The following is a 25,030-nucleotide window of genomic DNA, read 5'->3' on the forward strand; positions in this document are numbered from 1 at the left end:
GCACTGCCGAGGAGGCTCCACCCGTGACCCCGCGCCCCCCGTCCAGCGATTCGGATCCGAAGAAGTCGGTCAAGAAGGCCGCGAAAAGCGTGAAGAAGGCCGCGGAGAAGGCGGTCACCAAGAAGGCCGCCGCCAAGAAGGAGACTCCGGCGGTGAAGAAGGCCGCCGCCCAGAAGGCCCCGGCGAAGAAGGCTCCCGCCAAGAAGGCCCCGGCGCGACCCGAGCCCGTCGTGCCGCCCGCTTCTCCCGCCCTCGACGCCCACGACCGCGACCGTCTCCTCTCCGCCACCCACCACGACCCGCACGGCGTCCTGGGCGCCCATCCCGTGCCCGGCGGCATAGCCTTCCGCGTCTTCAAGCCGTACGCGATCTCCGTCACGGTCCTCGCCGGAACCCTGCGGGCGGAGCTGCACGACGACGGCGACGGGTTCTTCTCGGGCCTCGTGCCGCTGCAGGAGGTCCCCGCCTACCGGCTGCTCGTGACATACGAGGGAAGCGTCCAGGAGACCGAGGACGCGTACCGTTTCCTGCCCGCGCTGGGCGATCTGGACCTGCATCTGATCGGCGAGGGCCGGCACGAGCAGCTGTGGAGGGCGCTCGGCGCCGAGCCGATGACCCACCAGGGCGTGACCGGCACCCGCTTCACGGTGTGGGCGCCGAACGCGCGCGGGGTGAGTGTGGCCGGCACCTTCAACTTCTGGGACGGCACGGGGTATCCGATGCGCTCCCTCGGTTCGTCCGGTATCTGGGAGCTGTTCGTGCCCGGCATCGGCGAGGGCGAGCTGTACAAGTTCGCGATCACCCGGCAGGACGGTTCGAAGACCCTGCGGGCCGACCCGATGGCCCGCCGTACGGAGGTCCCGCCCAACACCTCGTCGATCGTGCACGCCTCGCATCACGAGTGGCACGACGACGGGTGGCTGGAGGGGCGCGCGGCCACCCCGGCGCACGAGGCTCCGGTCTCGGTGTACGAGGTCCATCTGGCGTCCTGGCGACCGGGACTGACGTACCGTCAACTCGCCGAACAGCTCCCGGCGTACGTCAAGGACCTCGGCTTCACCCACGTCGAACTCATGCCGGTCGCCGAGCATCCCTTCGGCGGCTCCTGGGGCTATCAGGTCACCGGCTTCTACGCCCCGACGGCCCGGCTGGGCACGCCCGACGACTTCAAGTACCTGGTGGACGCCTTCCACCAGGCGGGCATCGGCGTGCTGATGGACTGGGTGCCGGCCCACTTCCCGCGTGACGACTGGGCGCTGGCCGAGTTCGACGGGCGGCCCCTGTACGAGCACGAGGACCCGCTCCGCTCCGCGCATCCCGACTGGGGCACCCTGGAGTTCGACTTCGGCCGCCGTGAGGTGCGCAACTTCCTGGTCGCCAACGCCGTGTACTGGTGCGAGGAGTTCCACATCGACGGGCTGCGGGTGGACGCGGTCGCCTCGATGCTCTACCTCGACTACTCGCGCGAGCCCGGCCAGTGGGTGCCTAACGAGCACGGCGGCCGGGAGAACCTGGACGCGGTGGCGTTCCTCCAGGAGATGAACGCCACGGTCTACCGGCGGGTGCCGGGCGTGGTGACCATCGCCGAGGAGTCGACGGCCTGGGACGGCGTCACCCGCGCTACCGACCACATCGGTCCCGGCGGCTTCGGTGGGCTGGGCTTCGGCCTGAAGTGGAACATGGGCTGGATGCACGACTCCCTGGGCTACGTCCAGCACGAGCCGGTGCACCGCAAGTTCCACCACCACGAGATGACCTTCTCCATGGTGTACGCCTACAGCGAGAACTACGTCCTGCCGATCTCCCACGACGAAGTCGTCCACGGCAAACGCTCCCTGGTGTCGAAGATGCCGGGTGACTGGTGGCAGCAGCGCGCCACCGACCGCGCCTACCTCGCCTTCATGTGGGCCCACCCCGGCAAACAACTCCTCTTCATGGGCCAGGAGTTCGCCCAGGGCGCCGAATGGTCCGAGGCACACGGCCCGGACTGGTGGCTCCTCGACCCCGGCTACGGCGCGGAAGCGGACCACCGCGGGGTCCGGGACCTGGTCCGCGACCTCAACATCGTCTACCGCCACACCCCGGCCCTGTGGCAGCTGGACACGAGCCCTGACGGCTTCCAGTGGATCGTGGGAGACGCGGCCGAGGACAACGTCTTCGCCTTCCTGCGCCTGGACGCCGAAGGAAACCCCCTCCTCGCCGTCTCCAACTTCTCCCCCGTCGTCCGCCACGACTACCGCCTCGGCGTGCCCGACTCCGTCCCCGTCTGGCACGAGACCCTCAACACCGACGTCGGCAAGTACGGCGGCGGGGACGTGACCAACCCCGACCCGGTCAAGCCGGAGGCGACGGCCTGGCACGGCCGCCCCGCCAGCATCACCCTCGTCCTGCCGCCGCTGGCAACGGTGTGGCTACGGCCCGCGTGATCGGGGGGCTGCGCTCCTTACAGTGAGCAGGGTCGACTTCGGTGCTCCACGGGGGAGTTGAGGGCTCATGCGATCCGGAATCAGGCGCGGGGCGGGCGTGGCGGCCCCGCTCTGCGCTGTCACCGCCCTGCTGCTCGGTGCGTGCGGAACCGAGACGGCCGGCCGCGGGACCTCACCGTCGAACGCTGCGTCCCCGGCGACCAGCGCGCTCCGGTGGACGCTGTCGGCGCCCACGCGCACCCAGATCAACGGCGCCGAGATCGGCGCTGACCGGCGCACGGTGACCATCACCGTGGATGTGCCCAGCGGCCCGAACCCGTGTATGCGCGACCTCAAGGCGAAACTCACCGAGCCCGTCGGGAACACCGTGCCGGTCCAGGTCACCTTCGCCTCGCCGTCCGGGGACCGGAGCTACGGCTGCGCGAAGACGACCACGGCGAGGGCCCGCGTCAAGCTGCCCGAGCCCTTGGGAGACCGCGAGCTGGTGGTCGGCTACCCCGGCGCCGTCTTCACCGCCGAGGGCGCCCGTCCGCCCGCGCTGCGGCTCTGCGGCGACCTGGGCTGCACCCCTCCGGCCACCGGCTGCACCGCCCCCTCCTACGAACAGGCGCTGAAGGCGGTCGGCGCACCCGCGCACACCCTCCGCGACGCGGAGCACTGCGACGGAAAGTGGCTGGTCCTGGACTTCTCCTGGCCCACGGGTCCGGCCTGCGGCGACCAGACGGACGGTGTGTGCATGTCCCGGCTGGGCGACCGCTGGTTCTTCAAGGCCGGGAAGTCGGGCTGGAAGTCGTTCTTCCGCACCGCGGAGGGGGGCTGCCAGGACGTGCGGGACAGGGAGCCGGCCTTCCCGACCGCCCTGTGCGCGTCACTGGAGCCCCTCGCCCCCTCGCTGCACCCGAACCACTCCACGACGACGACCGAGGCACCCTCGCCCTAGCCGGCCAGCGCCTTCGGCAGCCGCCCGGTGTGCAGCACCCCCAGCCGCTGGGTGGCGCGGGTCAGGGCCACGTACAGATCGCTCGTGCCGTACAGCCCCGGCTCGACCACCAGCACGGAGTCGAATTCGAGACCCTTGGACTGCCGCGGGTCGAGGAGGACGACGGTCCGGGTGAGGTCGGGTTCGGCGCCCGCCGTCACCCCGTCCAGGTGCGCCGCCAGCCTGGGGTGCAGATGGCGCGGGGCGATGACCGCGAGCCGGCCCTCGGCGGGGGTCAGCTCCTCGACCGCCTTGGCCACGGCGCCGGGGAGGTCGTCGGTGGCGCGGACCCAGGGCCGTACACCCGTCGAACGCACCGAGCTCGGCGGTTCGAAGTCCGGGTTCTCGGCCCGTACGACGGCTGCCGCCAGCTCCATGATCTCGGCGGGCGTGCGGTAGTTGACGCCCAGGCGGGTGTGGTCCCAGCGGTCCTCGACATACGGTTCGAGGATCTTCTGCCAGGAGCCGACGCCCGCCGCCTCCGCGGTCTGCGCGGGGTCGCCGACCAGGGTCATCGAGCGGGTCGGGCTGCGCCGCATGAGCAGCCGCCAGGCCATCGGCGACAGCTCCTGCGCCTCGTCGACGATGATGTGCCCGAAGGCCCAGGTCCGGTCGGCGGCCGCGCGTTCGGCGGCGCTGCGGTGGTCGTCCTCCTCCTGCCGCTCGGCGAACCGTTCGGCGTCGATGATGTCGTGCGCGGACAGCACCTCGGACTCCTCGTCGTCGATGTCCTCGAACTCATAGGTCCGGGAGGCGTAGGAGACGTCCAGCACGCCCTGCGCGTAGGCGACCTGGGTCTCCCGCTCACGCTCGGCCCGTGCCCGCGCCAACCGTTCGTCCACGCCGAGCAGTTCGGCCGCCTCGTCGAGGAGCGGTACGTCCGCCACGGTCCAGGCCCGGGTCACCGGGCGGCGGATCGCGGCCGCGTCCTCGTCGGGGAGGTAGCCCACCGGGTCGGCGAGGAAGTCCGCGACCAGGCGCTGTGGCGTCAGGCGGGGCCACAGCTGGTCGATGGCTGCCCACACTTCACGGTTCTCGGCGATCTCGTCGCGGATCTGTGTGACATCGCTCGGGTCGAGGAGGTTCGTGCCGTCGTACGGGTCGGTGCCGACGCGCTCGGCGTACAGCTCGGTGAGCGTGTTGAGGATGTGGCCCTCGAAGTGCTCGCGGGCGACGTTGTGCGGCAGTCCGGCCTCGCGGGTGCGCTCGCGGGCGACCCGCACGAGGTCGTCGTCGAGCATGAGGATCTCGCGCTCGTGCTCGATCGCGATCACCGGGTCGGGCAGTGACTGCCAGTCGCGTACGGCGGCGGCGAGGACGTCCGCCATCGCGGCGTGCCCCTTCACCGCGGCCGCCTCGCGGGTGTCGGTCGCCTTCGCCTTCACCCCGGGGAACAGTTCTCCGACCGTCGCGAGGAGGACGCCCGTCTCGCCCAGCGAGGGCAGCACCTCGCCGATGTAGCCGAGGAAGGCGGGGTTGGGGCCGACGATCAGGACGGCGCGCTTGGCCAGCAACTCACGGTATTCGTACAGGAGATACGCGGCCCGGTGCAGGGCGACGGCGGTCTTGCCGGTGCCGGGGCCGCCCTCGACCACCAGCACCCCGCGGTGCGGTGCCCGGATGATCTCGTCCTGCTCGGCCTGGATGGTCTGCACGATGTCGTGCATCCGGCCGGTGCGGGCGGCGTCGAGCGCGGCCAGCAGGACGGCGTCGCCGGTCGGGTCCTCGTGGCCGGTGCGGGTCGCGTCGCCCAGATCGAGGATCTCGTCGTGCAGGGCGGTGACCTCACGGCCCTCGGTGGTGATGTGCCGGCGCCGCCGCAGACCCATCGGGGTGTGGCCGGTGGCCAGGTAGAACGGCCGGGCCACGGCGGCCCGCCAGTCGATCAGCACCGGTGTGCGCTCGGCGTCGTCCCTGCGCAGACCGATCCGGCCGATGTGGTGACTGGTGCCGGACGTCAGATCGATCCGGCCGAAGCACAGCGAGCCGTCCACGGCGTTGAGCGCGGCGAGCAGCCCCGAGCGCTCGGCGACCAGGATGTCCCGCTCCAGGCGGGCCTGCATGGGCGTGTTGCCCTGGGCGAGCGCGTCGGTGACACCGGCCTCGGTGTGACCGCGCAGGGCGTCCACGCGCGCGTACAGGGTGTCGATGAATTCCTGCTCACCACGAATTTCACCGCTGTTTGACAATTCCACTCCCACGCCGATATACTGTGCCTACTGAGCTTCCCGCGACTGAATTCCCATAAAGTCGCGAACCATTGAGTGTAAGCAAAGAAATCCCCCCGGCGCAATTGCCGAGGGGATTTTTTCGTTATGCGTAATCAGATCACGTCGGCCAGTTCCTCCAGCAGACGGCGCTTGGGCCTGGCTCCCACCATGGACTTCACCGGCTCACCGCCGCGGAACACCATGAACGTGGGCATCGAGAGGACTTTGTAGGCGTTCGTGGTCAGCGGATTGTGGTCCACGTTCAACTGCACCACCTTGAACCGGTCGGCCTCCTCGGCGGCGAGGGCGCGCAGCACGGGCCCCATCTGTCTGCACGGCGGGCACCAGTCGGCCGTGAACTCCACGAGCACCGGCATCTCGGACCCGATCACTTCCGCCGCGAAATCCGCGTCCGTCACATCGATCACAGTTCCTGCCCTCCCAGTTCGCACAACGGTGGTTCGTCCCCGGCCATGGCCGACAGCCGTACGCCGATCTGCGCCCGCACCGTCTGCAGTTCGCCGATCAGCTCGTCCAGCTCCGTCAGCTTGCGCCGGTAGACGGCGAGCGAGGCGGGGCACGAGTCACCCTCGGGATGCCCGGACCTGAGGCACTCCACGAAGGGCCGCGTCTCCTCCAGGTCGAACCCGAAGTCCTGGAGCGTCCTGATCTGCCGCAGCAGCTTCAGATCGCTCTCGTCGTACGCCCGGTACCCGTTGTCGCCGCGCCGCGCGGGCAGCAGCCCCCGGGACTCGTAGTACCGCAGCGTCCGCGTCGTGGTCCCGGCCCGTGCGGCCAGCTCGCCGATTCGCATGCGTACGAACGTAAGCCTTGACCCCGACGTCAAGGCAACAGGGGCTTGCGCTCCACGGGAGAGGTGAGCACGATCGAGGTCGTCGTGCGGCCCAGCGCGGAGACCGATTCGAGGACCTCCTCCAGATGGACCGTGTCGCGGACGGCGACCTTGAGGATCCAGCAGTCCTCGCCGACCACGTGGTGCACCTCGGTGATCTCGGGGCGCTCGATCAGCTCCAGGGTCCTCGGGTGCTTCAGGGTGTAGCCGCCGTGCGGGTTGACCCGGATGAACGCCTGGATGCCGTAGCCGAGCCGGGCGGGGGCGACATGGGCGCCGTAGCCGCTGATCACACCCGCCGCCTCCAGCCGCCGCACCCGCTCGGTGACCGCCGCCGGACTCAGCCGCACCCGGCGCCCCAGCTCGCTCAGCTTGATCCGGCCGTCGCTCTGGAGGAGCTCCAGGATCTGCCGGTCCACCGCGTCGAAGGCCACCGAGGTTTCCTCGGCGGCAGCACGCAGCGGCCGAGGTTCTTTCGGTGCCACGGACCGAACTCCCATGGTTCCCCCTTCAGAACGCGGATGTACGCCGGGAGAATTATGGTCATGGAAAAGGCACGGGAGATACTGGTCATCGGCGGCAATCGCTATTTCGGCAAGCGCCTCATCGCACGGCTGCTGGCCGCCGGAAACCGCGTGACCGTACTGAATCGGGGATCCTCGCCGCCTCCGCCGGGCGCGACCCATCTGGTCGCCGACCGCAACGACGAGAGGTCCCTGACGGACGCGCTCGGTCCACGGGTGTTCGACGTCGTCGTCGACCAGGTCTGCTACACCCCGCGGCAGGCGGAGATCGCCCGCCGGGTCTTCGCGGGGCGCACCGGACGCTATGTGATGACGTCGACGGTCGAGGTGTACGAGTACGAGGACTCCATCGCGCTCGTACGGGAGGACGCCGTCGATCCGCTGACGGTGACCGTCGACACCGAACTCCCCTGGGACGACCCGGAGTTCCTGGAGACCCACTACGGTGAGGGCAAGCGGCAGGCGGAGGCGGTGTTCGCGGCCGCTCCGGACTTCCCGTACGCGGCCGTCCGGGTGGCCCATGTGCTGGGCGGGGACGACGACTTCACCGGACGCCTCGACCACTACGCCTCCCGCATCCGCGCCGGCGAGCCGATCGCGGTGCCCTTCTCGAACCAGCCCGCCACCTACATCCACGTCGAGGAGATCGCCGACTTCCTGGCGTGGTCGGCCGGCGAGGAGTTCACGGGGCCGGTCAACGCGGCCTCCCACGGTCTGCTGACCACCGTGGAGCTGTGCGAGGCGGTGACCGCACACCTGCCCCGGGGCAAGGTGGTGCTCCAGCTCGTCGAGGTCGGCGAGGTCTCGCCGTTCTCCTTCTCCCGCTCCTACGGCATGGACAACTCCCGCGCCGCACGGCTCGGTTTCCCCTTCGGCGACGTACGGCAGTGGCTGCCCACGGCGATCGCAGAGACCCTCGGGAAGGGCGGCGACTGACATGCGGTACCGCACAGTTGGCGATCTGCGGGTGAGTGCCGTCGGGCTGGGCGCGATGCCGCTGTCCCTGGAGGGCCGCCCGGACGAGCGGCGCGCCCTGGCCACCGTGCACGCGGCACTGGACGCGGGCGTCACCCTGCTCGACACCGCGGACTCGTACCATCCGCCCGGCGCCGAACCCGGCCACAACGAACTGCTGGTGGCCCGCGCCCTCGCCGCGTACGGCGGTGACACGTCCGACGTGCTGGTGGCGACAAAGGGCGGCCGAGGCCGTCCGGCCGACGGCGGCTGGACGGTGACGGGCGACCCGCGCCATCTCAAGCGGGCCGCCGAAGGCTCCCTCAAACGGCTCGGCGTCGAGGCGATCGGTCTCTACCAGCTGCACAAGCCCGACCCGGCCGTGCCCTTCGAGGAGTCGGTCGGCGCACTGCGGGAGCTGCTCGACGAGGGCAAGATCCGCCTCGCCGGGATCTCCAACACCGATGGGGAGCAGATCCGTTCGGCCCGCGCGATCCTCGGTGACCGGCTGGTGTCGGTGCAGAACCGGTACTCCCCCGAGGTACGCGACAGCGAGGCCGAGCTGCGGCTGTGCGCGGAGCTCGGTCTGGCGTTCCTGCCCTGGAGTCCGCTGGGCGGTATCTCGCGCAGCGCGCTGGACGGACCGTCTCGGCTGCCGGGGGCGGGACGTTTCGGCGCCTTCCACGAGGTCGCGGCCGAGCGCGGGGTCAGCCCCCAACAGGTGTGTCTGGCCTGGCTGTTGGCGAAGGCGCCGACCGTGATCCCGATTCCCGGGGCGAGCCGGCCGGAGACGATCCGGGACTCGGCGGGCGCGGCGGACCTCGTCCTGAATGCGCGGGAGCTGGCCCGGCTGGACGCTCAGCGCAACGGCGGCTCGTAACGGCCGGGAGGCATCCCCGGGTACCCCGGGTACAGGCCCGGCCCCGGGCCCGGCCCCCTGACGGCCTGCGCCCCTCCTCTCCCGTCCTCGTCGCCGTCCGTCATCCAGTCCTCGTCCTCGATGTCCTCGGCGCCCCGCACCCCCAGCAGCCGGCGGGTGAGCCGGTCTCCGTCGGACAGCAGCTCGTCGAGGGCCTCGCGGACGTCCCGCGCCTCGGTGCGGGCCGCTTCGCGCTCGGCGGCGATGAGCACGGACCGGCGTACCAGCTCCTTGGCGAAGGAGGCGGTCGTGCCCTCCGTGCGGGCCACGACCTCGTCCGCGATGTCCTGGCCGAGGCCCAGTCCGCTCCCGTACAGGCCGAGCAGGGCGGCGCGGCCCGCGGCGTCCGGGAGGGGGATCTCGACGGCGAGGTCGACCCGGCCGGGGCGCTGCACGAGGGCGGGTTCGAGGAGGTCGGCGCGGTTGGTGGTGAGGAGGAAGGTCACGTCGGCGTCGTCGCCGAGGCCGTCCATCTCGTTCAGGACCTGGAAAAGCAGGGGCTGTTCGCCGCCGCCGTAGTCGCGGGCCTCGGCGATGAGGTCGCAGTCCTCCAGGACGACGAGGGCCGGCTGGAGCATCCGGGCCAGGGCGCAGGCCGGGCCGATGGCCCTGATGCTCTCGCCGGACAGGATCACCGCCGTGAACTGCGGGAGGTGGGAGAGGAGATAGCGGATCGTGTGCGTCTTGCCGGTGCCGGGCGGGCCGTACAGCAGCAGGCCCCGGCGCAGATGCTGACCCGCCGCGCGGAGCTGTTCGCGGCGCCGGGCCACGCCCACGACCTGACGCTCCACGCGGTCCAGGAGTCCGGCCGGCAGCACGATGTCGTCGCGGGTCAGGCCGGGGCGGCGGTGGAAGCGGAACGGTCCGAGGCCGTGACCGAACTCCGAGCCCTCGAAGGAGAGGACCTGTCCGCGGAAGACGTTGTGCTCGCGCAGGAGGGCGTCGATCTCGGCGAGGAAGCGGTCCCCGAACTCCTTGTCTCCGGCGAGGACTTCGAGCTCGACCTTGTTGCGTCCGTACTCGTCCTGCGGGCCGCGCAGGAGGACGGCGAACCGCTCCTCGCCTTCGGTGCCGAGGTAGAACCCGCAGGAGACGCAGGCCAGTTCCTCGTCCGGGGAGACGGGCAGGTGGGCGTAGTCGACGGCGCCGATCACGAACCGCTGGTGGCGGTCGGCTACTTCGAGGATGTCGCCGAGGGTGAGCTCGCCGTGGTGCTGGGAGCCGCGCATGCCGATCAGTTCATGCGTACGGCCGTCGGCGGCGAACCAGCGTTCCAGGGCGAGGTGGACGTTGGGCAGGTCGTAGGAGGCGTACGCGGCCTTCACCACCGGGCGGTCCGCCGGCGCCGAGCCCAGGTGGTCGCGGAGCCGCTTGGCGAGGTCGCGGCTGCCGTCGGCGTCGGTGCGGTTCGGGCGGGCGACCGCCATGAGGAACTCGTGGAACAGCTCGTTGACCCGGTCCAGCGACAGCGGCGAGGGCTCGCGGTCCTTCCCGTACCTCGCCTCGTACTCGGCACTGCTGACGATCTCCACCCCACCGGGCTCCCCCATGTCCGCCTCCGCGTCGCTCTGCCCCAGGCCCCAGGGTTCTCCAGCGTGCGCCCCTGCGGGCCACGGGTCAAAGCATTTCGGGTAGTGGTCGCGAACAGACCGGAAAGGGACGGGAGGCGTCACTCAGGTGGCGTCGAGCAGAGCCTGTTCCTCTTCGGTGACCCGGCTGAAGCAGGCGTCTTCGGTGACCATGACGGTGGACCGGCTCCAGGTCCGCAGGCTGCTGTGCCGGGCGTGAAGTGTCCAGCCCTGCTTCTTGTAGCCGGCCATGAAGTAGGTGCCGTTCTCCGTGAGCGGCGCTTCGGTGGACGGTGCGGACTTCTTCCAGGCCCGCTTCTCGAGGCCGGCCAGCACGACGTCGAGCTGCCGACGCGGGTCGGCCGAGTCGGTCGTGGGGGTCGCGGGGGTCGCGGGGGTCGCGGGGGTCGAGAACCCTGAGTCCTCGGTCGACCAGGAGACCACGCAAGGTGACAGCCGGGTGATGAGTGCGGCCAGCTTCCGTTCCTCCGCGGTGGTCGCCGGACTGGCGGCCCGGCCGCTCCGGGAGTACCCCGCCTCGGTCCTCCCCTCCGGCAGCCCGGCGGCCGCGCCGGCCGCTTCCAGGTCGCCCCGCACCCCTTCCTGCCCGAAGGACGCCGGGGCGGTCGCCGCGGTCACGGTGGCGGGTGCGCCGTCGCCGCCGCATCCGGTGACGAGAACCGCCCCTGCGGCGGCGGCCACTGTCCGTGCGGCCCTGATCGCGGTGGTACGCATGCGCTCTTCCCGGTTGACGAATGGTCGGCTCCGGATCTTCGCACGACCCGTCACGACGTCTGCCGGGAGGCGTGACCGGGCCCCCATCCCCCGTTCAGCCGGCCTTCGGAAGCGTCCCGTCGAGGCGTGGTGCCGCCGCCTCCGTACGTCCCGTCAGCAGGAGCAGCAGTGCGGAGATCGGGCCGCGGATCTCCTCCCCCGCCCCACGCGTCCACTCGATGTCGGTGGCGACGAGGCGGGCCTTCGGCAGTGGCCAGGGGCGGGGCGGGAAGCGCATGGTCCACACCCGGTCGGCGCAGTCGCGGGCGGCGGCCGGGGGCATCTCGCGGTGCCGGCCGAGCGCGAGGGCGATGTCCTGGCCGTGGACGAGGAGGTCGATGAGGGGTTCGCGGGGCGAGGTGGTGGGGGCGAGGCGGCGGGAGCCGATGATGGAGCGCAGGTTGGCGACGATCTCGGCGACGGGCCGCCCCGCCTCGCGTACGGCCGAGTCGTGGATCATCCGGTTCCAGTCGCCGCGAGCGCGGACCATCTCCCGGACGACCTGCCCGTACGTGAATCGTGCCGCGACGGTGAGATGCGCGGCGACGTCCCGCACCCGCCAGTCCCCGCACCGCGTGCGCGTCTCCCACTCCTCGGGGCGCAGCCCCTCCAGGAGGTCGGCCAGGCTCGCGCGCTCCCGATCGACGATCTGCCAGAGCTCGTCGGTGTCCAGCGCGGCATCCGAGACAGCACCCACGGAAATCACCCACTCAAGTGGTAAGCTTCTCTGACCAAATTAGTCAGTGACTCTGACCAATGTCAAGCGATACGGACCGGAGGCGTCGACCATGGTGCCGGAGAGCGAGCTCACCACGGGCGTGCTCCTGTTCCTCCCGTACCGGGCGCTGGAGAACCGCGTCTTCGCCGCGCTGGCCGAGGCCGGCTTCGACGACTTCACGCCCGCCCAGGCCCGGGTCATGCAGCGCATCGGCCCCGAGGGCACGCGTCTGACGGAACTGGCCGAACAGGCCCAGATCACCAAGCAGACCGCCGGCTTCCTGGTCGACCAGCTGGAGAAGGCGGGCTATGTGACACGGGTCCCGGACCCGACGGACCGACGCGCCCGCCTGGTCCGCGGCGCCGCGAAGGCCTGGGCGGCCAAGGAGGTCGCCGACGCGGTGGTCACCGAGGTCGAGAAGGAGTGGGAGGAGCACCTGGGCAGGCGGCGGATGAAACAGTTGCGCGAGGCCCTGACGCTGCTGCGGGAGATCACGGACCCCTGGGCCTAGGCCGGGGCTCCCGCTTTCGCCGCCTCCTCGACCTCCAACAGCGAGGCAGTGCGCCGTTCCGCCTCGAAGGCGCGGTGGCCGCCGCGCAGGCCGAACAGGCGCTTGGCCAGGAGGATGTAGACCACGGCGAGGATGTTGAGGACCAGCGTGGCGATCTTCAACCAGCTGATGTGCTCGGTGAGTTCGTAGATCTCCAGAGGGAGGAACGCGGCCGTGGCGACGACCGTCAGATACTCCGCCCAGCGCTTGGCGTACCAGAGGCCGACCGCCTCGACGAGTTCGATCACGGCGTAGGCCAGAAGCAGCACCGCCACCAGGAGCAGGGTGTTGTGGCGGTAGCCGAAGGTCTTCTGGATGGTGCCCACGACCGGTGAGTGGTCGAGGTCGTAGTGGAAGTGTCTGAACACCGGGCGGAAGACGTCCAGATACTCGTCGAAGAGGCTGCGCACCGCGTCCTGACTGTTGCTGAACTTCCAGACCGCCAGCGCCACCAGCACGATGAACACCCCGCGCACCGCCCGCTCGACGGCGAGGAAGCGCAGGATGAACAGGTCGCGCAGGACCTTGCCGCGCGGCACCAGCGGGGCTTCGGAGGCCGGCCCGGAACCGTGCGGCTCCCCCAGTGCGAAGTCGCCGCAGCGCAGACAGCGCCAGACCTCCCCGAGGGCGGTCTCGGCGTGCAGGCTCGCCCGCAGCCGGGGGTCGTCCGGCGCGTACGTCACATGTCCGCGCCGCGCGCACGTCCGCCGGTCCCAGTCGATCGCCATCCCCCGTGCCTCCACCGACGTGCCGCGCCTGTACTGGACAGACGCGGCACGCTACCGGGAGGGGGTAAGAGTTCGGTGAGTCAGCGGCTGCCGGCCAACTCCTTCTCCTCCGCGGCCGCCTCGACGGGATCCGCCGCCTTCTTCCGCCCCGGCAGCAGCACCGCGACCAGCACCGTGCCGACGCCCAGGACCACGGCTCCGATCAGGCTGGTGTGGGCGACCGCGTCGGAGAAGGAGGAGCCGACCGCTTCGGCCATCTGCTTTGCCCCGGCGGCGAGTTGATCGGCCTGCGCCTTCAACTGGGCGGCCTGCTGGGGGTCCGTCGCCTTCGCGGCCTGTCCGGCGACCTGCCGGGCCTGCTCCCCGATGCCCTGCGCGACGGCGTACCCGGCACCGACCGAGTCCTGCGCGATGTCGAGCGTGGCCGCCGGGAGCTTGCTGCCGCCGGTGGCATCGGCGAGGTGGCCGGAGTACGACGTCGCCAGCAGCGAGCCGAGGATCGCGATGCCGAGCGAGCCGCCGAGCTCGATCGAGGTGTCGTTCACCGCGCCGCCGACGCCCAGTTCGGACTCCGGGAACGCCCCCATGATCGCGTCCGTGGCGGGCGAGAGGGCGAGGCCGATCGCCAGACCGAGGACGGCGAGCGGGGCGACGAAATCGCCGTACGACGAACCCGCGTCCACCTGGGTCAGCAGCGCGAGCGCCGCGGTGCCGCCCACCATGCCCGCGGTGACCGTCCACTTCATGCCGACCCGCGGGGTGAGGAAGCCGGTCAGGGCCGAGCCGACGAAGACGGCGCCGGCGAGCGGCAGCATGCGCAGGCCGGTCTCCAGGGCGCTGTAGCCGAGGACGAACTGGAGGTGCTGGGTGAGGTAGTAGAAGGCGCCGAAGACGGCGAGGAAGAACAGGGCGACGGCGAGGTTGGAGCCGGCGAAACCGCGGTCGGTGAAGCGGCGGACGTCGACGACGGGGCGCGGGTGACGCAGCTCCCACAGGACGAAGGCCAGCAGTCCGGCGGCCGCGACGACGGCGGCGCCGATCGCCTTCGCACCCCATCCGAAGTGCGGGCCCTCGATGATCATGTAGACCAGCGAGCCGATCCACACCACCGACAGCAGTCCGCCGACGTAGTCGATCCGGCCCTTGTCCCTGGCCTTGGACGGCGGGACGAGGACCAGGGCGCCGACGATCGCGAGCGCGGCGACGGGAACGTTGATGAGGAACGTCGAGGTCCAGTCGTGGTTCTCCAGGAGCGCGCCCGCGACCAGCGGACCGGCCGCTATCGCCACGCCCGACGTGGCGGTCCACACGGTGATCGCCTTGGCCCGCTCGGCGCGCGGGAAGGTCGAGGCGAGCAGGGACAGCGTCGCCGGCATGATCATCGCGGCGCCGGTGCCCATCACGGCACGTGCCGCGATGACCGTCGTAGAGCTGTCGGCGAGGTACCCGAAGACGGACCCGCCGCCGAACACGACCAGGCCGAGCAGCAGGGCGCCGCGGCGGCTGTACTTGTCGCCGATCGCGCCGAGCAGCAGCATCAGCGCGGCGTACGGGACGGTGTAGCCGTCGATGACCCACTGGAGATCGGCGCTGGACAGACCGAGGTCCTCGGTCATGGCGGGCGCGGCGACCGTGAGGGCGGTGTTCGCCATCACGATGATCAGCAGGCTCAGACAGAGGACGAGGAGCGCCCACCAACGCCGGGCGTAGGGGCGGTCCATCCTCTCGACCGGTTCGGTCATGACGAGTCGCATGGCAGGGGTGGCCTTCCTCAGCGGACTTGCTTTCCACGGGTTGCACAGCGCTGTGCATTTGCACAACACTGTGCAATGTACGCTCACTGCACAGCACTGTGCAAGTCGATGAGGAAAGAGGCACAATGGCGTCCATGACCACGGGTAACACCAGCCGCGCCGACGCCAACCGCCGCCGCATCCTCGACGTGGCGCTCGCCGAGCTGCTGCGCGATCCGGACGCGTCCATGGACCAGATCGCGCGCGCCGCGGGAGTCGTACGGCGGACCGTGTACGGGCACTTCCCCAGCCGTGAGGCGCTGGTGAGCACGCTCGTCGACGGAGCCGTGGAAGCGGTGGCGGCCGCCGACGAGGCGGGCCGCAAGGACGTCGAGGACCCGGCACAGGCGCTGGCCGCCTCCACCCTGGCGGTCTGGGAGGTCGCCGACCGCTATCGCATCCTGGTCGCGCTGGCCCAGCGCAGCGTGACGATGCAGGGCATCCGGGAACGTCTGGCGCCGGTGCGCGAGTCCAGCGAGGAGCTGCTGCGGCGCGGCCTGGAAGCGGGCGTCTTCGTCTCGCCACTGCCCGTGCCTGCCCTGGCGTACGTGCACGAGCAGCTGGTGTTCGCGGTGATGGAGGCGGTGAACGACGGCCTCCTGGCACCCGAAGAGGCGGGCCGCTCCGCCGCGGTCACCGTACTGACCGCGGCGGGCGTACCCGCCTCTCGTGCCACCGAACTGGTGGCGAAGCTGAGCGATTGAGTTGTACTGCCAGTCGTGGCCCGGGCGGCTGAGCGACGGGGGAGCTTCTCAGCCGCCCGGAGTCTGTTGCCCTCGCGGGCTGGGCCCCGAGCTCTAGGCCTTCGCCAGCTCCTTCTCGCCGCCCTGCTCCGGCACATCCGCGACAGCGGTCTCGTGGCCGTCGTCGAGGAGGGTCTTCTCGTCGAACGGGAGGTGACCGGCGAGGACCTGGTCGACGCGCTCGCGGTCGATCTCCTTGGTCCAGGTACCGATCAGGACCGTGGCGACGGCGTTGCCCGCGAAGTTGGTGAGGGCGCGGGCCTCGCTCATGAAGCGGTCGATGCCGACGATGAGGCCGATGCCGTCCACCAGGGCCGGCTTGTGCGACTGCAGACCACCGGCCAGCGTGGCCAGACCCGCACCGGTGACACCGGCGGCGCCCTTCGAGGCGACGAACAGGAAGAGCAGCAGCGGGATCTGCTCACCGATCGACATCGGCGTACCCATGGCGTCGGCGATGAACAGCGAGGCCATGGTCATGTAGATCATGGTGCCGTCGAGGTTGAAGGAGTAGCCGGTCGGGACGGTGATGCCGACGACGGGCTTGCTGATGCCCAGGTGCTCCATCTTCGCGATGAGCCGCGGCAGCGCGGACTCGGAGGAGGAGGTCGACAGGATCAGCAGGAACTCACGGCCGAGGTACTTGAAGAGCGTGAGGATGTTGAGGCCCGCGATCACCCGCAGCAGCGTGCCGAGCACGATGAAGACGAACAGGATGCAGGTCGTGTAGAAGCCCAGCATCAGCAGGGCGAGGTCCTTCAGCGCGTCCACGCCGGCGGAGCCCACGACGGCGGCCATGGCACCGAAGGCACCGATCGGAGCGGCCCACATGATCATGGCGAGGATGCGGAAGACGAGCCGCTGGATGTGCTCGACACCGCGCAGGACCGGCGCCCCGGCCGGACCCATGGCCTGCAGCGCGAACCCGGCGAGCAGGGCGATGAGCAGCGTCTGCAGGACCTCGCCCTGGGTGAACGCGGAGATCATCGTGGTCGGGATGATGCCGAGCAGGAACTCGGTGGTGTCCTTGGCCTCCGCGTCGACCTGTGCGTGACCGGCGTCCTTGACCGCGTCGGTCACCGCGAGGCCGGTGCCCGGGTCCAGGATGTTGCCGACGACGAGGCCGATGCCCAGCGCGACCATCGACATGATCGTGAAGTAGAGCAGCGCGATACCGCCGACGGCACCGACCTTGGCGGCCTTCCGTACCGAACCGATGCCCAGCACGATCGTGCAGAAGATGATCGGCGAGATCATCATCTTGATCAGGTTCACGAAGCCCGTACCGATGGGCTTCAGCTCGACGGCGAAGTCGGGCGCGACCATGCCGACAAGAATGCCGATGGCGACCGCGACGATCACCGCGATGTACAGATAATGGGTGCGGTCCCGCTTGGCGGGCGCGGCAGATGCGGTTTCGGGGGTGCTGGCGGCCACGGCTGCCCTCCTTTGACGTCTTCGTCGGTTGTCACCGGCGTGCGGCTCACGTCCGGGCTTTAGAGGAATGCCGTGACTATCTCCCGCCCTGTGAGGGCGGTCACCCTTCCGTTCATTTAGTTCACACTTACTGTCGGAGGCACACTGACGACATGCACATCCCGGTCCCGAGACCCCGCAGCCTGGCCGGCCAGCTCTTCGCCATGCAGGCCGTGCTGATAGCGGTGCTCGTCGCCGGGTACGCGCTCTTCACCTACGTCAGTGACCGCAGCCAGGCCGAGGACGCGGCCGGCCGGCAGGCGATGGGGGTGGCCCGCGCGGTCGCGGACGCCCCTTCCGTACGGGAGGCCATCGGTACGCCCGATCCCTCGGCGAAGCTCCAGCCGTACGCGCTGCGGGTGATGCACGACGCCGACGTCGACTTCGTCACGATCATGAATCCGAAGGGGATCCGCTGGACGCATCCCCGCGAGGAGGAGATCGGCAAGCACTTCCTCGGCAACATCACCCCCGCCCTGCGCGGCGACTCCTTCACCGAGACCTACACGGGCACGCTCGGCGCCTCGGTCCGCGCGGTCACCCCCATCGAGGCGGACGGCAAGGTCGTGGGCCTGGTCAGCGCGGGTATCCGGGTCGAGGCGATCAGCGAGCGGGTGCAGGGCCAGCTGACGGCCCTGCTGGGCGTCGCCGCGGGCGCACTGGCGCTGGGCGCGGTGGGCACGTACGTCATCAACGCCCGCCTGCGCCGCCACACCCACAACATGAACGCGACCGAGCTCAGCCATATGCACGACTACCACCAGGCCGCGCTGCACGCGGTGCGCGAGGGGTTGTTGATGCTGGACGGGCAGTACCGGGTGGCTCTGATCAACGACGGCGGCCGGGAGCTGCTCGGCGTGGCGGATGACGTGGTGGGCCGCTCGGTGGCCGAACTCGGCCTGCCCGCACCCCTGACGGGCGCGTTGCTGGCGTCGGAGCCACGGGTGGACGAGGTGCACCTGACGGCGGACCGGGTCCTGGTCATCAACACGTCACCGGTGTCCGGAGGAGACCGCCGGGGCACGGTCGTGACCCTGCGCGACGTGACCGAACTCCAGTCCCTGATGGGCGAGTTGAACTCCGAACGCGGCTTCACCCAGGCGCTGCGCTCGCAGGCGCACGAGGCGGCGAACCGTCTCCACACGGTCGTCTCGCTGATCGAACTCGACCGGGCCGCGGAGGCGGTGGACTTCGCCACGGCCGAACTGGAGCTCGCGCAGGCGCTCACCGACCAGGTGGTGGCGGCGGTGAGCGAACCGGTGCTGGCGGCCCTGCTGCTCGGGAAGACGGCACAGGCGAACGAGCGGGGCGTGGAGCTGGTGGTGTCGGAGGACAGCCGCCTGGACGACGGCCTCCTGCCGGCCTCGCTCCCCGCACGCGACCTGGTGACGATCCTCGGCAATCTGATCGACAACGCGGTGGACGCGGCGCAGGGCAGCGTGGGCGCGCGGGTCACGGTGACGGCGTACACGGAGGCCGACGAACTGATCCTGCGCGTCTCCGACACCGGCGGGGGCGTGGACCCGGCGCACGCGGAGGCGGTGTTCCAGCGAGGCTTCTCGACAAAGCCGGCGGGCCCGGGCGGCCGAGGGCTCGGCCTGGCCCTCGTACGCCAGGCGGTCGGCCGCCACGAGGGAACACTGACGGTGGCGGAGGCTGCCGGGGGCGGGGCAGAGTTCGAGGTTCGCGTGCCGCTGCGGGGCGGGGGCCCGGCCGAGGCCGGGGCGCGGGGGGCTGCTCGGGCCGGGGGCGACGGGGAAGGCGGGAGCGTCGAGGGCAAGGCGGAGACCCGGGGCGCCGCGGAGGCGGGGGGCGTCGGAGACGCGGCGGCGACCCGGGGCGAGGTGCGGGTCGGGGGCGGGGTGGAGGCCCGCAGCGTCGAGGGCACGGCGGAGACCCGGGGCGACGTGCGGGTCCGGGGCGAGGTGGAGACCTGGGGCGGGGTGCGCGCCCGGGGCGCGGTGGAGACCCGCAGCATCGAGGGCACAACGGAGACCCGGGACGACGAGCGCGCCCGGGGCGCGGTGGAGACCCGCAGCATCGAGGGCACAGCGGAGACCCGGGACGACGAGCGGGCCCGGGGCGGAGTGGAGACCCGCAGCATCGAGGGCACAACGGAGACCCGGGACGACGAGCGGGCCCGGGGCGGAGTGGAGACCCGCAGCATCGAGGGCACAGCGGAGACCCGGGACGACGAGCGGGCCCGGGGCGCGGTGGAGACCCGCAGCATCGAGGGCACAGCGGGGACCGGGAACGTCGGAGGCGAGACGGTCACCGGGAGCGGGGCGGGCGAGGCGGAGGCTCGGGGCGGAGGGCAGGCCGGGGGCGAAGCGGAGGTCGGGGGCGTGTCCTCGACGGGGAGCGGTGGGGAGGCCTCGCGGGGCGGCCGTGTGGGGGGCGGGCGTACGGTGGGCGCGGCGGTGTCCGACGATGCGTCGACGACAGGTGCCGTACCGGTGGGGATCGAGCCGCGGACCCCGGGGCCGGAGGGTGGCGAACCGGAGAGCTCCGAGCGTGGGGGCGCCGCGCCGGAGGGCGCAGGTTCGCGGGGTACCGCTTCTGGAGGCGACGCATGACGACCCAGCCACAGCCGATCCGTGTCCTGGTCGTGGAGGACGACCCGGTCGCCGCGGACGCGCACGTCATGTACGTCAACCGGGTGCAGGGCTTCACGGCCGTCGGCAAGGCGCACACCGGCGCGGAGGCGCGGCGCCTGCTGGACCGTACGCCGGTGGACCTGCTCCTGCTGGACCTGCACCTCCCCGACGTGCACGGTCTGCAGTTCGCCCGCTCGCTCCGGGCCGCCGGACATCAGGCGGACGTGATCGCGGTGACGTCGGCGCGGGACCTGACGGTGGTACGGGAGGGTGTCTCCCTGGGTGTCGTCCAGTACGTTCTGAAGCCGTTCACCTTCGCCACGTTGCGGGACCGGCTGGTGCGCTACGCCGAGTTCCACGCGTCGGCGGGCGAGGCGAGCGGACAGGACGAGGTGGACCGGGCGCTGGCGACACTGCGGGCGCCTGGACCGGCGGCGCTGCCGAAGGGGCTGAGCTCCCCGACGCTGGAACGGGTCACCGTGGCGCTGCGGGACAGCGGGGAGGGACTGACGGCCACCGGACTCGCGGAGGTCGTGGGGATCTCACGGATCACCGCCCGGCGGTATCTGGAGCATCTCGTGGACGCGGGGAGGGCGGCGCGGGCTCCGCAGTACGGGACGGTGGGACGGCCGGAGTTGCAGTACCGGTGGGTCAAGGGGCCGTAGGACCGAACGGCCTTGTATATACGACGACTTGGGACGCGAGCCCGATCACGGTCAGCGCCTCGACGAGCGACAGGACGAGAAGTCCGGCGCCGTTCTCTCCCGCCGCCCAGTAGACGGTGAGCCCGGCGAGGGGTACGACGCAGAAGGCCAGGAGGTCGATCCCGCACTGGATGACTTTGCGCTGACGCCGGCGGGCGTCGGAGCGGTGGACGGTCTCCCAGGTGAACGCGTGCTCGGACCGGGCGAGTTGGGCGAGCTTCGGTCCCACGTCATGGCGTATGTGCCGGCCGATCGCGGAGATCTTCTCGTCGTTGACGAGGTACGTCCACCCGAGCACCACGCACACGGGCGGGAGCGCGAGCAGCATGTCGGGGCGTTTCGCCTGGGCGGTGGCGGCGATGACCGCGGCGACGACGGTGAGGGTGACGTAGAGGAGGTTGTCGCGGAAGCCGATGCGGGTCTTCTGTTCGTCCTTGAGGGTCTGGTACTCGGCGAGGAGCAGTTGCCCGACGGTGACGTCGTGCTGGTCCGGCATCAGCTCTCCCCTGGTCCCGACGGCGTCCCCGCGCAGGTCACTTGGCCGTACTTTAAGGGAGGGACTCGACCCCCTGTGATCGGGCCGACGGGGACAAGTCCCGGGTGGACAGGGAGGAATGGCAGACTCGGGCACCCAATCCGGCGCAGACTCATTGACCTGACTAGACCACTCCCCCTACGTTCACCGGGCAGCCACCAGGCCACCCCCACGTGAGCCCGTAGGAGGTCATGCCCGTGCGCCCCACCGCCGTTCGCACCGCGCTCCCCGCACTCCTCGCCGCCGTCCTCACCGCCACCGCCCTCACCGCGTGCAGCTCCGGTTCCGGAAGCGACCCGGACACCCTGAAGGTCTCCTTCAAGCAGTCCACGGACAACTCCATCAAGGTGATGGACGAGTTCCTGGCCGGCATCAAGAAGCAGTTCGAGAAGGAGAACCCCGGCAAGAAGGTCGAGCTCGTCCCCATCAAGGCCCCGGACTCGGAGTACTACACCAAGGTCCAGCAGATGCTCCGCTCCCCCAAGACCGCCCCGGACCTGGTCTACGAGGACACGTTCCTCATCAACTCCGACATCACCAGCGGGTACTTGAAGCCCCTGGACGCCTACCTCGCCAAGTGGCCGGACTGGAGCCAGTTCATCGACACGGCGAAGACGGCGGCCAAGGCCGAGGACGGGAAGACGTACGGCGTCCCGGACGGCACGGACACCCGGGGACTGTGGTTCGACAAGGGCATCTTCGCCAAGGCCGGTCTTTCCGCCGACTGGCAGCCGAAGACCTGGGACGAGGTCCTCGACGCCGCCCGCACGATCAAGAAGAAGGTCCCCGACGTCACCCCCCTCAACGTCTACACCGGCAAACCCGCAGGTGAGGCCGCGACGATGCAGGGCTTCGAGATGCTGCTCTACGGCACGGGCGACGGCACCGCGGACCCCCTCTACGACACCGCCACCAAGAAGTGGGTCGCCGGTGGCCAGGGCTTCAAGGACGCCCTCTCCTTCGTCGAGACGGTCTACAAGGAGAAGCTCGGCCCGGACGTCGAGACCGCCCTGGACCCCAACATCCAGACCATCATCCGCGGCGACCTCCTCCCCAAGGGCAAGCTCGGCATCGACCTGGACGGCTCCTGGCTCCCGCAGGACTGGCTGGAGGGCAGCGGGCACGAATGGCCCGAGTGGTCACAGAAGTTGGGCCTCGCGTACATGCCCACACAGCACGGCCAGGACCCCGGCAAGGTGAGCATGTCCGGCGGCTGGACCTGGGCGATCCCGTCGAAGGCGGCCAACCCCGACCTGGCCTTCGACTTCATCAAGACGATGCAGACGAAGGCGAACGCCCAGAAGTGGTACATCGCCAACTCCGGCATCGCGGTCCGCAAGGACGTCGCCGAGGACCCCGCGTACGCCGACGCCCAGCCCGGCATCACGTTCTTCACCGACCTGGTGGCGAGCACGCACTACCGGCCCGCCTACCCGGCGTATCCGAAGGTCTCCACCGCGATCCAGGAGGCGATGGAGGGTGTGACGACGGGCGACATGTCGGTGGAGGAAGCGGCGAGGGCCTACGACGAGGAGCTGAAAACGGCGGCCGACGGCAAAGTGATCGAGAAGTGAGTCCTCTCCCATGAGACTCACGAGGACCGCCCGCGCGCTCCCCCTCGCCCCCTCCGTGATCCTCCTGCTCCTCTTCCTGGCCGGCCCCATCGCCTACTGCGCCTACATCGCCTTCACCGACCTCCAACTCACCGGCCAGGCACAGGAGTCGTTCATCGGCTTCGAGAACTTCCGTACGGCCTTCGGGGACGAGGCGTTCCTCAACGCGGTGTGGCTGACGTTGGTCTTCACGGTCGTGTCGGCGCTGATCGGCCAGAACACCCTGGGCCTGGCGCTGGCCGCCCTGATGCGGCGCGCGTCGAAGCCGGTGCGCACGGTCGTCGGCGCGGTGGTCATCGCGGCGTGGGTGCTCCCGGAGGTGGTCGCCGGCTTCCTCCTCTACGCCTTCTTCCGCCGCGAGGGCACCCTGAACGCCGTCCTGGACCGGCTCCATCTCCCCACCCAGAACTGGCTGTTCACCCTGCCGATCCTCGCGGTGTCGTTCGCGAACGTGTGGCGGGGCACGGCGTTCTCCATGCTGGTCTACTCGGCGGCGCTGAACGAGATCCCCAAGGAGATCACCGAGGCGGCGGAGGTCGACGGCGCGGGCGGCTGGCGCCGCATGTGGCACATCACCCTCCCGATGATCCGCCGCTCCATCGGCACGAATCTCATGCTCATCACCCTCCAGACCCTGTCCGTGTTCGGCCTGATCTGGGTGATGACGAGGGGCGGCCCGGGCGGCAGGAGCCAGACGCTGCCGTTGTTCATGTACGAGGAGGCGTTCCAGAAGAGCATGATCGGCTACGGCACGGCGGTGGCGCTGCTGCTTCTGGTGGTGGGCTCGCTGTTCTCGGCGGTGTACGTGCGGCTGCTCCGGACGGAGGTCTGACACCGATGGCATCCAGGGCATCCAGTGCCTCCAGTGCCTCCATGGCATCCCGCAGAACCACCCACCGCCTGGCCGCCGACGCGGGCCTCCTGGTGGTGGCCGCCGCGTTCATGCTCCCGCTGGCGTGGGTGCTCCTGTCCTCGGTGGACCCGGACGCGAACCTCCGCGTGAAGCTCCCCGACGGTGTGACCCTGTCCCACTTCGACGCGGTCCTGACCCCGGAGATCACGTTCACACCGCTGCTGAACAGTCTGCTGCTGTGCGGGGGCGGCACGCTGCTGACGGTGGTGTGCGCGGCCCTGGCGGCTTACCCCCTGTCCCGCTTCCGCTCCCGCCTGAACCGCCCCTTCCTTCTGACGATCCTCTTCGCGACGAGCCTCCCGATCACCGCGATCATGGTCCCGGTGTACGCGCTGTTCGTCCAGGTGAACCTGATCGACACCCTCCAGGGCACGATCTTCTTCTTCGCGGCGTCTCAACTGCCGTTCGCGATATGGCTGATGAAGAACTTCATGGACGGCGTACCGAAGGAACTGGAGGAGGCGGCCTGGACGGACGGCGCGTCGCCCTTCCAGTCCCTGCTCCGGATCGTCCTCCCCCTGATGGGCCCGGGTGTGGCGGTGGTGACGGTCTTCTCGTTCGTCATGATGTGGGGCAACTTCTTCGTCCCGTTCATGCTGCTGCTCACACCGGATCAGATGCCGGCGGCGGTGAGCATCAACGAGTTCTTCGGAAACCGGGGGATGGTGGCATATGGGCAGTTGGCGGCGTTCTCGGTGATCTACTCGACGCCGGTGATCCTGCTTTATGTGCTGGTGGCGCGGCGGTTGGGCGGAGGGTTCGCGTTGGGCGGGGCGGTCAAAGGGTGAGGGTTTCGGCTGGGGCGCGGGCCTCGATCGCCTCATGCATGCGGCCCGCCTCGATCAGGACGATGAGGGGCCCCCTGAACTCCCCGTCCCGCCGACCTCCCCTACCCCTCTTCAGGCAACACCCCGGGACGGAACGGCTCCACCCCCACAACCCTCCGCACCCGCACCGGCTCGATCAACAACATCACCCGCCGCTCCCCGGGCAGCAACCACGGATACCGCTCCTCCCCGATGTACTTCCGAGTGAGCCGGTCCATGGACCGCTCCGCCTCCTCCCCCTCGACGAAACGCACGACCCGCCCCCGGATCTCCACCCGGTCGTAGGGGTTCTCGGGGTCATGGTGCGACAGCGAAACGTTCGGATTGCGCCGAAGATTCTCCTCCTTCACGCGCCCGATCGCCGTGTTGACCATGACGTACTCCCCTTCGAGATCCGCCCACATGGGCGAGACCTGCGGAGACCCGTCCGCCCCCACCGTCGCGAGGTGCCAGAAGTTCGGCGCCAGCAAGCGCTCGCGAATATGCCCCTCTACCTTGCCATTCACCTCGTACACGAAGATCCACACGCCTTTCCGGAATCCCGATCACGCCACTGCTCGCCATCCTCGCCACCACCCCCGCCCACCCGACAGGCGATCTTCAGCCACCCCCGACCGGGGCCTGAA

General features: G+C 70.3%; 22 protein-coding genes and 1 pseudogene. 11 read left to right on the forward strand and 12 right to left on the reverse strand.

Annotation, left to right across the window (positions count from 1 at the left end):
• The first annotated feature begins 23 nt into the window (after positions 1–23).
• Together glgB and QF037_RS15665 are read left to right on the forward strand one after the other, a co-directional pair.
• Entirely contained in the window at positions 24–2,426 is a 2,403-nt protein-coding gene (gene glgB, locus QF037_RS15660; protein WP_307025674.1) for a 1,4-alpha-glucan branching enzyme, read from the forward strand.
• A 67-nt stretch (positions 2,427–2,493) separates the two neighbouring features.
• Positions 2,494–3,366, forward strand: coding sequence for a hypothetical protein (locus tag QF037_RS15665; protein WP_307025676.1), 873 nt, complete (start codon positions 2,494–2,496; stop codon positions 3,364–3,366).
• On the opposite strand, the gene QF037_RS15670 is transcribed toward QF037_RS15665, so the two are convergent.
• From QF037_RS15670 to QF037_RS15685, 4 genes are all read right to left on the reverse strand, one after another.
• Entirely contained in the window at positions 3,363–5,576 is a 2,214-nt protein-coding gene (locus QF037_RS15670) for a HelD family protein (protein ID WP_307037180.1), read from the reverse strand. The genes QF037_RS15665 and QF037_RS15670 overlap by 4 nt on opposite strands.
• Positions 5,577–5,728: 152 nt before the next feature.
• Complete coding sequence (locus tag QF037_RS15675) at positions 5,729–6,043, reverse strand: thioredoxin family protein (protein WP_307025678.1); 315 nt, start codon at positions 6,041–6,043, stop codon at positions 5,729–5,731.
• Positions 6,040–6,429 (reverse strand): MerR family transcriptional regulator, encoded by a 390-nt coding sequence (locus tag QF037_RS15680; RefSeq protein ID WP_307025680.1) that lies wholly within the window; start codon positions 6,427–6,429, stop codon positions 6,040–6,042. Before QF037_RS15680 ends, QF037_RS15675 begins: the two co-directional genes overlap by 4 nt.
• A 29-nt stretch (positions 6,430–6,458) precedes the next feature.
• On the reverse strand, positions 6,459–6,968 hold the full coding sequence (locus tag QF037_RS15685; protein WP_307025682.1) for an Lrp/AsnC family transcriptional regulator: 510 nt from the start codon (positions 6,966–6,968) through the stop codon (positions 6,459–6,461).
• 45 nt (positions 6,969–7,013) lie between these two features.
• On the opposite strand from QF037_RS15685, the gene QF037_RS15690 reads away from it, so the two are divergent.
• Together QF037_RS15690 and QF037_RS15695 are read left to right on the forward strand one after the other, a co-directional pair.
• A complete protein-coding gene (locus QF037_RS15690; protein ID WP_373463728.1) occupies positions 7,014–7,928 on the forward strand; it encodes an NAD-dependent epimerase/dehydratase family protein in 915 nt (304 codons plus the stop codon).
• A gap of 1 nt (position 7,929) precedes the next feature.
• Positions 7,930–8,826 (forward strand): aldo/keto reductase, encoded by an 897-nt coding sequence (locus QF037_RS15695; RefSeq protein WP_307025686.1) that lies wholly within the window; start codon positions 7,930–7,932, stop codon positions 8,824–8,826.
• Here QF037_RS15695 and QF037_RS15700 read toward each other — a convergent pair.
• From QF037_RS15700 to QF037_RS15710, 3 genes are all read right to left on the reverse strand, one after another.
• The gene (locus QF037_RS15700) at positions 8,805–10,415 is read right to left on the reverse strand and encodes an AAA family ATPase (protein WP_307025689.1); all 1,611 of its coding nucleotides are present in this window, start codon (positions 10,413–10,415) and stop codon (positions 8,805–8,807) included. The two genes, QF037_RS15695 and QF037_RS15700, sit on opposite strands and share 22 nt — an antisense overlap.
• Positions 10,416–10,538: 123 nt before the next feature.
• Positions 10,539–11,168, reverse strand: coding sequence for a hypothetical protein (locus QF037_RS15705; RefSeq protein WP_307025691.1), 630 nt, complete (start codon positions 11,166–11,168; stop codon positions 10,539–10,541).
• A 94-nt stretch (positions 11,169–11,262) separates the two neighbouring features.
• Positions 11,263–11,904: a maleylpyruvate isomerase family mycothiol-dependent enzyme gene (locus tag QF037_RS15710; protein ID WP_373463729.1), complete on the reverse strand. Its 642-nt coding sequence runs from the start codon at positions 11,902–11,904 to the stop codon at positions 11,263–11,265.
• Positions 11,905–11,995: 91 nt separating this feature from the next.
• Here QF037_RS15710 and QF037_RS15715 point away from each other — a divergent pair, with 91 nt between their 5' ends.
• Complete coding sequence (locus tag QF037_RS15715) at positions 11,996–12,436, forward strand: MarR family winged helix-turn-helix transcriptional regulator (protein WP_307037182.1); 441 nt, start codon at positions 11,996–11,998, stop codon at positions 12,434–12,436.
• Here the strand turns inward: QF037_RS15715 and QF037_RS15720 are convergent.
• Together QF037_RS15720 and QF037_RS15725 are read right to left on the reverse strand one after the other, a co-directional pair.
• Positions 12,433–13,203, reverse strand: a complete 771-nt coding sequence (locus QF037_RS15720) for a DUF2127 domain-containing protein (protein WP_307025695.1) — start codon at positions 13,201–13,203, stop codon at positions 12,433–12,435. The genes QF037_RS15715 and QF037_RS15720 overlap by 4 nt on opposite strands.
• An 80-nt stretch (positions 13,204–13,283) precedes the next feature.
• A complete protein-coding gene (locus tag QF037_RS15725) occupies positions 13,284–14,957 on the reverse strand; it encodes an MFS transporter (protein WP_307025696.1) in 1,674 nt (557 codons plus the stop codon).
• Positions 14,958–15,082: 125 nt separating this feature from the next.
• On the opposite strand from QF037_RS15725, the gene QF037_RS15730 reads away from it, so the two are divergent.
• Positions 15,083–15,700, forward strand: a complete 618-nt coding sequence (locus QF037_RS15730) for a TetR/AcrR family transcriptional regulator (protein ID WP_307025698.1) — start codon at positions 15,083–15,085, stop codon at positions 15,698–15,700.
• Between the two features lie 93 nt (positions 15,701–15,793).
• On the opposite strand, the gene QF037_RS15735 is transcribed toward QF037_RS15730, so the two are convergent.
• Positions 15,794–17,176: a cation:dicarboxylate symporter family transporter gene (locus tag QF037_RS15735; RefSeq protein ID WP_307025700.1), complete on the reverse strand. Its 1,383-nt coding sequence runs from the start codon at positions 17,174–17,176 to the stop codon at positions 15,794–15,796.
• Between the two features lie 152 nt (positions 17,177–17,328).
• Here QF037_RS15735 and QF037_RS15740 point away from each other — a divergent pair.
• Positions 17,329–18,969: pseudogene (locus tag QF037_RS15740) on the forward strand (sensor histidine kinase); the annotation flags it as partial.
• 818 nt (positions 18,970–19,787) lie between these two features.
• Positions 19,788–20,477, forward strand: a complete 690-nt coding sequence (locus QF037_RS15745; RefSeq protein ID WP_266887881.1) for a response regulator — start codon at positions 19,788–19,790, stop codon at positions 20,475–20,477.
• Here QF037_RS15745 and QF037_RS15750 read toward each other — a convergent pair.
• On the reverse strand, positions 20,464–21,012 hold the full coding sequence (locus QF037_RS15750) for a hypothetical protein (RefSeq protein ID WP_307025702.1): 549 nt from the start codon (positions 21,010–21,012) through the stop codon (positions 20,464–20,466). The two genes, QF037_RS15745 and QF037_RS15750, sit on opposite strands and share 14 nt — an antisense overlap.
• 230 nt (positions 21,013–21,242) lie before the next feature.
• On the opposite strand from QF037_RS15750, the gene QF037_RS15755 reads away from it, so the two are divergent.
• The 3 genes from QF037_RS15755 to QF037_RS15765 are packed head-to-tail and all read left to right on the forward strand — an operon-like array spanning position 21,243 to position 24,365.
• On the forward strand, positions 21,243–22,625 hold the full coding sequence (locus QF037_RS15755; protein WP_307025704.1) for an extracellular solute-binding protein: 1,383 nt from the start codon (positions 21,243–21,245) through the stop codon (positions 22,623–22,625).
• Positions 22,626–22,635: 10 nt separating this feature from the next.
• Positions 22,636–23,496 (forward strand): carbohydrate ABC transporter permease, encoded by an 861-nt coding sequence (locus QF037_RS15760; protein WP_307025707.1) that lies wholly within the window; start codon positions 22,636–22,638, stop codon positions 23,494–23,496.
• 41 nt (positions 23,497–23,537) lie between these two features.
• Positions 23,538–24,365, forward strand: a complete 828-nt coding sequence (locus QF037_RS15765; protein ID WP_373463730.1) for a carbohydrate ABC transporter permease — start codon at positions 23,538–23,540, stop codon at positions 24,363–24,365.
• 101 nt (positions 24,366–24,466) lie between these two features.
• Here the strand turns inward: QF037_RS15765 and QF037_RS15770 are convergent, their stop codons facing one another.
• The gene (locus QF037_RS15770; RefSeq protein WP_307025710.1) at positions 24,467–24,931 is read right to left on the reverse strand and encodes a PPOX class F420-dependent oxidoreductase; all 465 of its coding nucleotides are present in this window, start codon (positions 24,929–24,931) and stop codon (positions 24,467–24,469) included.
• Positions 24,932–25,030: the final 99 nt, after the last annotated feature.

The sequence above is a fragment of the Streptomyces canus genome (assembly GCF_030815415.1).
GTDB classification, from domain to species: Bacteria; Actinomycetota; Actinomycetes; order Streptomycetales; family Streptomycetaceae; genus Streptomyces; species Streptomyces canus_F.

Bases quoted from the DNA above. Each gene is read 5' to 3' on its own strand.
- QF037_RS15665 (WP_307025676.1), top strand. From the start codon at position 2,494: ATGCGATCCGGAATCAGGCGCGGGGCGGGCGTGGCGGCCCCGCTCTGC.
- QF037_RS15680 (WP_307025680.1), bottom strand. From the start codon at position 6,429: ATGCGAATCGGCGAGCTGGCCGCACGGGCCGGGACCACGACGCGGACG.
- QF037_RS15685 (WP_307025682.1), bottom strand. From the start codon at position 6,968: ATGGGAGTTCGGTCCGTGGCACCGAAAGAACCTCGGCCGCTGCGTGCT.
- QF037_RS15690 (WP_373463728.1), top strand. From the start codon at position 7,014: ATGGAAAAGGCACGGGAGATACTGGTCATCGGCGGCAATCGCTATTTC.
- QF037_RS15695 (WP_307025686.1), top strand. From the start codon at position 7,930: ATGCGGTACCGCACAGTTGGCGATCTGCGGGTGAGTGCCGTCGGGCTG.
- QF037_RS15700 (WP_307025689.1), bottom strand. From the start codon at position 10,415: ATGGGGGAGCCCGGTGGGGTGGAGATCGTCAGCAGTGCCGAGTACGAG.
- QF037_RS15705 (WP_307025691.1), bottom strand. From the start codon at position 11,168: ATGCGTACCACCGCGATCAGGGCCGCACGGACAGTGGCCGCCGCCGCA.
- QF037_RS15715 (WP_307037182.1), top strand. From the start codon at position 11,996: ATGGTGCCGGAGAGCGAGCTCACCACGGGCGTGCTCCTGTTCCTCCCG.
- QF037_RS15720 (WP_307025695.1), bottom strand. From the start codon at position 13,203: ATGGCGATCGACTGGGACCGGCGGACGTGCGCGCGGCGCGGACATGTG.
- QF037_RS15725 (WP_307025696.1), bottom strand. From the start codon at position 14,957: ATGCGACTCGTCATGACCGAACCGGTCGAGAGGATGGACCGCCCCTAC.
- QF037_RS15730 (WP_307025698.1), top strand. From the start codon at position 15,083: ATGGCGTCCATGACCACGGGTAACACCAGCCGCGCCGACGCCAACCGC.
- QF037_RS15745 (WP_266887881.1), top strand. From the start codon at position 19,788: ATGACGACCCAGCCACAGCCGATCCGTGTCCTGGTCGTGGAGGACGAC.
- QF037_RS15750 (WP_307025702.1), bottom strand. From the start codon at position 21,012: ATGCCGGACCAGCACGACGTCACCGTCGGGCAACTGCTCCTCGCCGAG.
- QF037_RS15755 (WP_307025704.1), top strand. From the start codon at position 21,243: ATGCCCGTGCGCCCCACCGCCGTTCGCACCGCGCTCCCCGCACTCCTC.
- QF037_RS15760 (WP_307025707.1), top strand. From the start codon at position 22,636: ATGAGACTCACGAGGACCGCCCGCGCGCTCCCCCTCGCCCCCTCCGTG.
- QF037_RS15765 (WP_373463730.1), top strand. From the start codon at position 23,538: ATGGCATCCCGCAGAACCACCCACCGCCTGGCCGCCGACGCGGGCCTC.